Source organism: Devosia insulae DS-56, assembly GCF_000970465.2.
GTDB classification, from domain to species: domain Bacteria; phylum Pseudomonadota; class Alphaproteobacteria; order Rhizobiales; family Devosiaceae; genus Devosia_A; species Devosia_A insulae.
The window spans coordinates 41,362-49,003 of sequence record NZ_LAJE02000219.1; the positions used below are offsets into that span (position 1 = coordinate 41,362).

A 7,642-nucleotide genomic window follows, 5' to 3' on the forward strand; every position below is an offset into this window, starting at 1 on the left:
GGTTTGATATGCCTGCCAAATCGGCCAGCGAGCCGTTCATCACGCCCGAGCTGCGCGCCACGGCGTTCTACTTTTCCATCTACATGGCGGGAGCGGCGTTCAACGTCTATGGCGGCATCTGGTTCGCCGACAAGGGTCTGAGCTCCGAGCAGATCGGCATCATCAACGCCGTACCGGTGCTGGTGACGCTGCTGCTCAACATCGTCGTCGGCCGCGTCGCCGACAAAGCCTCCGACTGGCGGCAGGTGATCGTCTTCGGTTGCGGGCTCGGTGCGCTGATCCCCATCGCGCTGTTCTACGTCCACGATTTCTGGGGCATCCTGATCATCTGGACGCTGGCGCTCCTGCCCATCAATGTCATCGGTCCGGTCGTCGATGCCGCCACCATGCGGATGACGCGGCGGCGCGGCACCCAGTATGGCCCCATCCGCGCCTGGGGCACTGTCGGCTACATGGTGACATTGTTCGCCGTCGGTTGGGTGATCAGCCAGTTCGGCGGCGGCATCTTCCTGCCGATGTTCGTGGGCCTATCGATTCTCCGCGGCCTCGTCGCCTTCGGCCTGCCACGCTTCCGCGGCGGCGACGGCGAATTGAAGCCGCCGGTAACGGGCGCGACGCATCTCGGCGCGGTGATGAAGCCGTTCTTCCTGCTGCCGCTGGTCGGCTTCTCGATGGTCTACGCCACCCACATCGTGCTCAACGCCTTCCAGGCATTGCTGTGGATGGAGCAGGGGTTGTCGGCTGACCTGATCGCGCCGCTGCTCGCGCTCGCGGCCTTCGCCGAGGCGGCGATCATGTTCGCCTTCGGCCGGATCGCCCGGCGCTTCTCCGCCCGCAGCCTGATCCTGCTCTCCGCTGCCACGGCGGTGTTCCGCTGGATCTGCATGGGCTTCCAGCCCGGTCTCGAGTTCCTCATCCCCCTGCAACTGCTGCACGCCTTCACTTTTGCGCTGGGCTTCATGGGCTGCGTCAACTTCATCGCCAACTGGACCAGCGACGAGATTGCGGCCGAGGCGCAGGGGTTCTTCCAGATGCTGCAGCAGGCGATGAGTGTTGTCGCGCTCGTTGCCTTCGGCTGGCTCACCGGCCTGATGGGCGCCCAGGCCTACTTCGTCGCCGCGGCCTTCGCCTTTGTCGGCGCCGTGCTGATCTGGCTGTCGATCACCATGCAGGGCCCCAAGCGCCCGGCCGAAGCCAGGCTGGGCTAGCAAAGCCGACGCCGCGCTCTATCTCTCCTGGGTAACTCCAGGAGAGACCGATGAACGATGCACCCAAATCCTATCAGCCGATCAACTTCGCCCAGAAATACGGGCTGTTCGCCGAGCAGTGGCAGCCCAAGGTGGTGGCCGAGCTGAACGACTATCAGTTCAAGCTGGTGCGCATCGAAGGCGACTTCGTCTGGCACGACCATCCCGATACCGACGAGGCCTTCATCGTGCTCGAAGGTGAGCTGCGCATCGATTTTCGCGATGGTGCGGTGACGGTGAAGCCTGGCGAGATGTTCGTGGTCAAGCAGGGCGTCGAGCACAAGCCCTATGCAGCTGGCGAAGTGAAGATGATGCTGATCGAACCGCGTGGCGTCACCAATACCGGATCAGCGCCGGGCGAACGCACGGCTCAGAACGACGTCTGGATCTGACGCATAAGAAAAAGGCCCGCGGTGTCCCGCGGGCCCTCAGTCGAGGTCAATGTCGTGCGCCTCAGCCGAGGCGGCCGCTGGCATGGGCCAGCATGGTGTAGACGCGGCCGCGATCGCTGAGCAGGTACTCGCGGGTCTCGCCGGCCGGGTTCGATCCGGTGGCGGCGCGCTTCAGCAACTGCTCGAACTCGGCCATGTAGGTGGCTGACGTCTTGGCGAAGTCGCTGTCGCGCTGGATGCGCTTGCGCACTTCGTCATAGGTCGCCTGGCCGCCCAGCGTGTAGATGCGGCGCGAGAACACGTTCTGCTCGCCGGCCTGGTAGCGCTGCCACGCGTCGGCCAGCGCCGCGGGCTCCATCGCCTTGGCGATTTCCTCGGTGAGGGTCGAGAGGTTCTGCGGCTCGGCGGCGGGAGCCGGCGCCGGAGCAGCTGCCGCAGGGGCAGGGGCTGCCGCGGCAGCCGACGGACCCGACGCATTACGCAGCACGTCACGCAGCCAGCCGCCACCTTCCTCGGTCTTGGGCGCAGCCGCAGCGGGCTTGGCCTCGGCCACCGGCTGCGGGCGCGGCGCGGTGACCACCGGAGCCGTCACCTCAGGCATCGCCGTATAGCGCGGCTGCGTGCGGGCCGGCTCGGCCTTCGGCGGCTCGGCGGCGCGCACCGGCTCCGGACGCGGCTCGGGCCGCGACGGGGCTTCGTCACGCGGCGGGCGGCTGGACGAGGGACGACGCTCGTTGAGGTCGTGCGTCGCCGGCTGGGCGCGAACGATGGCGTTGAGTTCGGCCAGGGCCTCGATCTGCTCGGCCACGACACGACGCATCGCGGCAGCGCTCGACTTGGTCTCTTCCGGCAGCTCCATCACGCCGCGCGCCAGTTCGGAGCGGGTATTCTCGAGTTCCGAACCCACTTCCTTGGCGGTGGCGCGCATGGCGGTCGCGGTCTCGTTGAAGCGCTGCGTCGCGGCTTCGAGCGCCTGCTGCATCTCGAGGATCATCGTCGCCTGGGTCTGGCGCAGGGCATCGGCGGCGCGCTGGCTTTCGTTCGCCGCGGTATCGGTGAACGAGCCGAGCTGGGTCGCGACGCGGTGCGACGTGCCGTCCAGCGCTTCCTCGAGCAGATTGGTGCTCTTGCTGAGCACGGACTGCATCTCGGCGGTCGCGCTGGCGAGAGCGCTCTGCACCTTGTCGGTGGTGCCGGTAAGGGCCTGCTCCAGCTGACCAGTGGTCTCGCCGAGGGCGTTCTGCACGCGCTCGGCCGTGCTGCTCATCACCGACTCGAGCTGGTTGGTGGTCTCGCCCAGGGCGTTGTGGACCTTCTCGGCAGTGCTGTTCATCACCGACTCGAGCTGGCTCGTGGTGTTGCCCAAGGCGTTCTGCACCTTCTCGGCCGTGCTGGTGAGCACGGATTCGAGCTGGCCGGTGGTCTCGCTCAGGGCGGTCTGCACGGTCTCGGCGGTGTTGGTCAAGACGCTGTGCAGCTGGCCGGTGGTGTCGGCGAGGGCCGCATTGATGGTGCCCGAGGTCGCTTCCAGCGTCTCGGCGACGCCGGACGTGGTCGAGGCCAGGAGCTGCTCCATCGACTCGCGAGCGGCGACCAGGCGCTGCTCGGTCTCTTCGACGGTGTCGGAGATCGAGTGGGCGAAGCCGCGCATGCGGGTGTCGATTTCGTCGGCGCGGGCGGTAAAGGCCTGCGCCAGTTCGTCCATAGCCGACCGGCGCTCATCGAGGTTGGCGAGGGTCAGGGTGCCCGACGCCGAAAGGTTGTGCGCCGCGCTGTCGAGGCTCTTGGCCTCGGCGTCGAGGTTGCCGAGCATCGAGCCGAACTCGTTGACCATCGAGGCGATCGAAGCCTGCAGCGCCCCGACATGCTCGGTGACCAGACGCCCGGCTTCTTCGGTGGAGCCGATCGCTTCGCGTACCGTGGTCGAGTAGGTGGCGGTCTGCTGGGCCACCGAGTTCTCGAGGTTGGCGAGGTTCGCCGTCGAGGCGTCGAGCACCTTCTGCAGCAGCATGTTGGAATCGTTGAGCTTGCCCAGCGCCGTCGTCACATCGGTGAGGATGCGCGAGGTCGACTGGTTCATCAGGTCTTCGGCCTGCGAGGCGTTGGTGATCAGCGCCTGCGCCAGCACGTTGCCGTGGTTCTGCAGGCTCATCTCGAGCTGCGCCGAGCTGTCGGAGACCAGGGCCGAGAAGGCGTCGGTCTTTTCCGACACCACGCGGTTGATCTCGGCAACCTTGCCGCCAATGGCGTCGGCAGCGGCCACCGCCTTGATCGAGATCAGCTCATCGATATTGCTCGAGGCCTGCTGGAACTGGGCGAGGGCGCGGCCCACCGCCACGTCCATGCGGTCGGCGGTCGTGGTGACGTCGTCGGCAATGCCCTGCGTCGCCGAAACGATGCGGCGGGAGATAGTTTCCTCGATCCGATCGGCGCCGGCCTCGAGGTCGGTCATCGACTGCACCAGCGCGGTGTTGATCGCGGTGTTGAGCGAGGCCAGCCGCTCGGCCGTGATGTCGGCGCGGGCAGTGATCGCCTCCGGCAGGGTGCCCAGGCGCTGGTCGACCATGTCGGTAATAGCCTTGCGGGCCGAGTTGACGCCGGTTTCGATGATGTCGGCGGCCTTGCGGGCGCTCTCGCCCACCGTGCCGGCCGCGCCTTCGATGCGGGCGCTCACGCCGGCTTCGGCGTCAGCCATGCGCAGGATCGCCGTGTCGATGCCACGGCCGAGGCCTTCGCTGACCTCCGAGACCTTGGTTTCGATCAGGGTCGAGACGGCGCCGGCGCGTTCCGACATCACCTCGGTGACGTTGCGCAGGCTCGCGTCGATCCGGTCGCGAGCCGTCGTGCCCTGGGCGTCGATGGTGCGCGCCAGCTCGCTGGTGCGCTCGCCGATTGCCGCGGCGATGCCGACAGTATGGCTGCCGAGCGTTTCTGCCAGCTGCTGGGTGCGGGTATTGAGCGCTTCGGCGAGTTCGGCCGAGCGGGTCGACACCGTCGTCGCCAACGCCTGGGTGCGCTGGTCGAGGCTGTCGCCGATCTGCCGGGCGTGCTGCTGCAGCGTGGTGTCGATGGCCTGGCTGCGGCGGTCGAGACTGTCGCCGATCTGGGTCGCGTGCTGCAGCAAAGTCGTGTCGAGCGCGGCAGTCCGCTGGTCGAGGCTGTCACCGAGCTGCTGAGCGTGCTGCAGCATTGCGGCGTCGAGCGTGGCCGTGCGCTGGTCGAGGCTGTCGCCGATCTGCTGCGCATGCTGCTGCAGCGCCAGGTCGATCGCCTGGGTGCGGGTGGCGACCGATTGGTCGAGCGCCTGGGTACGGCTGGCCACGGCCTGGTCGAGTTCCTTGGCGCGGCCGGTCAGTACGTTGTCGAACTGTTCGACACGCGAACCGAGCGCCAGGTCGATCGCCTGGGCGTGGGTGATGATGTTGGTGTCCATGGCGCGGGCATGGCCGGCAATGGTCACGTCGAACGCTTTCACGTGTTCATCGAGCGCCGCGCTCAGCTCGCCATGACGGCTGCTCAGCGTCTCGCCCAGCAACTGCGTGCGGGTGTCGAGGGCGTCGGCGATGATCTGCGTGTGGCCTTCGAGCGAGTCCGAGATTTCCTGCGAACGGTTGGCGATCGCTTCGGTGATCTGCTTGGTGCGCTGGCCGAGCGTCTCGGTCATTTCGCGGGTGCGCTGCGAGACGATCTCGTTGAAGTGCTCGGACTTCTCGTCGAGCGCCATCTCCAGCACATTGGCGCGGGCGGCAAAGCTCGCATTGTTCTTGTCGAGCGCGGCGATGAGCTTGTCGCCCTTGTCGCCGATGACGCCGTCGAGGCTGGCGAGCCGGTTGTCGATCACCACCGCGATTTCGTCGAGGCGGGCGTCAAACTGCGCGAGGTTCTGCGAGCCGGCGCCAGTCAGGGTGACGCGGGCCCGTTCGGTGGTGTCGTCGAGGGCGCCGGAAAGCTCGATCATCGCCGACTGCAGGCGCGATTCCATCGAGTTGACCTGGATCTGCACCTGCTCGTCGAGCTGGTGGCTGAGTCCCGAAAGCAGCTGCTCGGCCTCGCGGGCGCGGCCGGTGATATCGGACGCGATGCGGGTGCCGATCATATCGAGGGCGCTCGACACTTCATGGCCGCGGTCGCGCAACTGGTCGAGCAGGGTAATGCCGCCCTGGCTGAGCAGCTTGGCCAGCGACGAGGTGCGGTTGTCGATGGCGTCGGAGAGCGTCACGGCGCGGCTGTCGAGCGCTTCGGTCAGCGACTGCATGCGGCCGTCGATCACCGCGCTCAGTTCCTGCGTGCGGTTTTCGAAGGCGCCCGAAATGGTGCCGGCGCGGTCTTCGAGCGTGATGTTGAGGCGCGAGGCGCTATCGTCGAGGGCCACCAGCAGGTGGCTGGTGCGCTGGTCGATCAGCGACACGAAGCTCTCGGTGCGCTCGCCGAACGCGCCGTTCAGCGAGTTGCCGGCGGTTTCGAGCGCCTTGGTCAGGTTGCCGCCGGATTCGACGATGGTGCCGGCGATGCGCTGCGAGATCATATCGAGGTCGAACACGAGGCCGGTATGGCTCTCGGTAATCGCTTCGCGCACGCGCTCGGTATTGGTAATGACGGCTTCGCGCTGGCTGGCCAGTTCCTGGATCAGCGCGCGCATGCGGGATTCGTTGTCGGAATAGGTGCGTTCGAGCGCGGTGACCTCGTTGTGAATCATCACTTCGAGCTCGCCGGCGCGCGACAGGGCGCGCTCGAGGCCATCGCCCAGCGCGTTCACTTCGCGGCGCACCGCCTGGCCGACCGACGCGACCTTCTCGGACGCAGTGGTCTCCGGCTCGGCAAGGCGGATCGCCGCCTGCGTCACGGCGGCCGCGGCGTTGCGCAGGTCCTGCGCGCGGCGGATCAGTGTCGCAATCGCGAAGATGCCGATCACCGGCACGATCGCGAGCGCCAAGAGGCCGATGAAATCGTTCGACCCCCAGAACGAGGCATTGCCCATGTCGGCGCCGTTGCGGATCATCGCCACCAGCGCGATCGCCACCACCCAGCCGAGCGCCACCAGCCCGCCTACCATGGTCGGCGCGCCGGACGATTTCGACTGCAAGCCGTAGAGAATTTTGGAAGAGGGGAAGCGGTCGTCATTGGCGACCGAACCGGTCTGCGCTGCGAACTTGTCGGCAGTGCGCTGACGCTCGGAGCGCGGCGAGTTATCGCGCGGCGGCAGCTTCGGCGCAGCCTTCTCGACCGGTGGTTCTTCCGCAGCCGCGGGCTGGTCAAGGTTCGCGAAAACCGAGTCCTTCAGCGCGTCCTCGACGGCCGAGAATGCGAGCGTAGCAGGATCGTTCTGGGGTGTTGCGGTCTTCTTGGCCATAACTCTTTACAACTCTCGCATCGGCACATGGCGGGCGATCAGAGCCTGCATTGGACCACTGCCGGGGTTCCGGTTAGCCGTCCAAATTGGGTAAAATGCGATTCAAATGCCCCGCAGTCGACCCATGCCCCACGCCGCCGCACGCTAGGTGGACCTCAAACATACATACAATTTGAGGCAAACCGAACACGTTCTTAATGGAAGGTTAATTTCCGGTCGGAATGCGGCCGGTTAAGGGCATAGATAAGATTGTACCCATTGGTTTTGGCTGCCCTTCATCCGGTCTCGCTAGCTTCCTGCCATAGCCCAGGTCCGGGCGGTAGGAAGGGTTGCGGGGATGGTTAGGAATACAGCAGTCAAAGCCGGGGCAGGGTCTGCCTCCCGGGACGTTTCCCATGCTCCCATCGACATGGACCATCTCGACCAGCAGTCGCTCGGCGATCCGGGGCTGCGCGACGAAGTCCTCCGGCTCTACGCCCAGATGTCGGGTGTTTACCTCGGCCGTATCGAGGAAAGCACCTCGATCCCGCTGCTGCTCGAGCACCTGCATACGTTGAAAAGCGCTGCCGCCGGGATCGGCGCCTGGGGCGTCCGCGACCTCGCCAAGCGCGCCGACGACGCGCAGCGCCTCGGCGAGCCGGTCACTCCCGAGC

General features: G+C 66.5%; 4 protein-coding genes. 3 read left to right on the top strand and 1 reads right to left on the bottom strand.

Translation table 11 applies throughout. The features are described 5' to 3' along the window. Nucleotides 1-8 precede the first annotated feature (8 nt). Together VW23_RS15825 and VW23_RS15830 are read left to right on the top strand one after the other, a co-directional pair. Nucleotides 9-1,208 (top strand): MFS transporter, encoded by a 1,200-nt coding sequence (locus tag VW23_RS15825; protein WP_069910513.1) that lies wholly within the window; start codon nt 9-11, stop codon nt 1,206-1,208. Nucleotides 1,209-1,258: 50 nt separating this feature from the next. Next, on the top strand, nt 1,259-1,639 hold the full coding sequence (locus VW23_RS15830) for a cupin domain-containing protein (protein WP_069910514.1): 381 nt from the start codon (nt 1,259-1,261) through the stop codon (nt 1,637-1,639). 61 nt (nt 1,640-1,700) lie between these two features. On the opposite strand, the gene VW23_RS15835 is transcribed toward VW23_RS15830, so the two are convergent. Next, nucleotides 1,701-6,989, bottom strand: a complete 5,289-nt coding sequence (locus VW23_RS15835; protein WP_069910515.1) for an apolipoprotein A-IV repeat region-like domain-containing protein — start codon at nt 6,987-6,989, stop codon at nt 1,701-1,703. 409 nt (nt 6,990-7,398) lie between these two features. Here VW23_RS15835 and VW23_RS15840 point away from each other — a divergent pair. After that, a partial coding sequence (locus VW23_RS15840; RefSeq protein ID WP_141728359.1) for an Hpt domain-containing protein occupies nt 7,399-7,642 on the top strand: 244 nt, incomplete at its 3' end.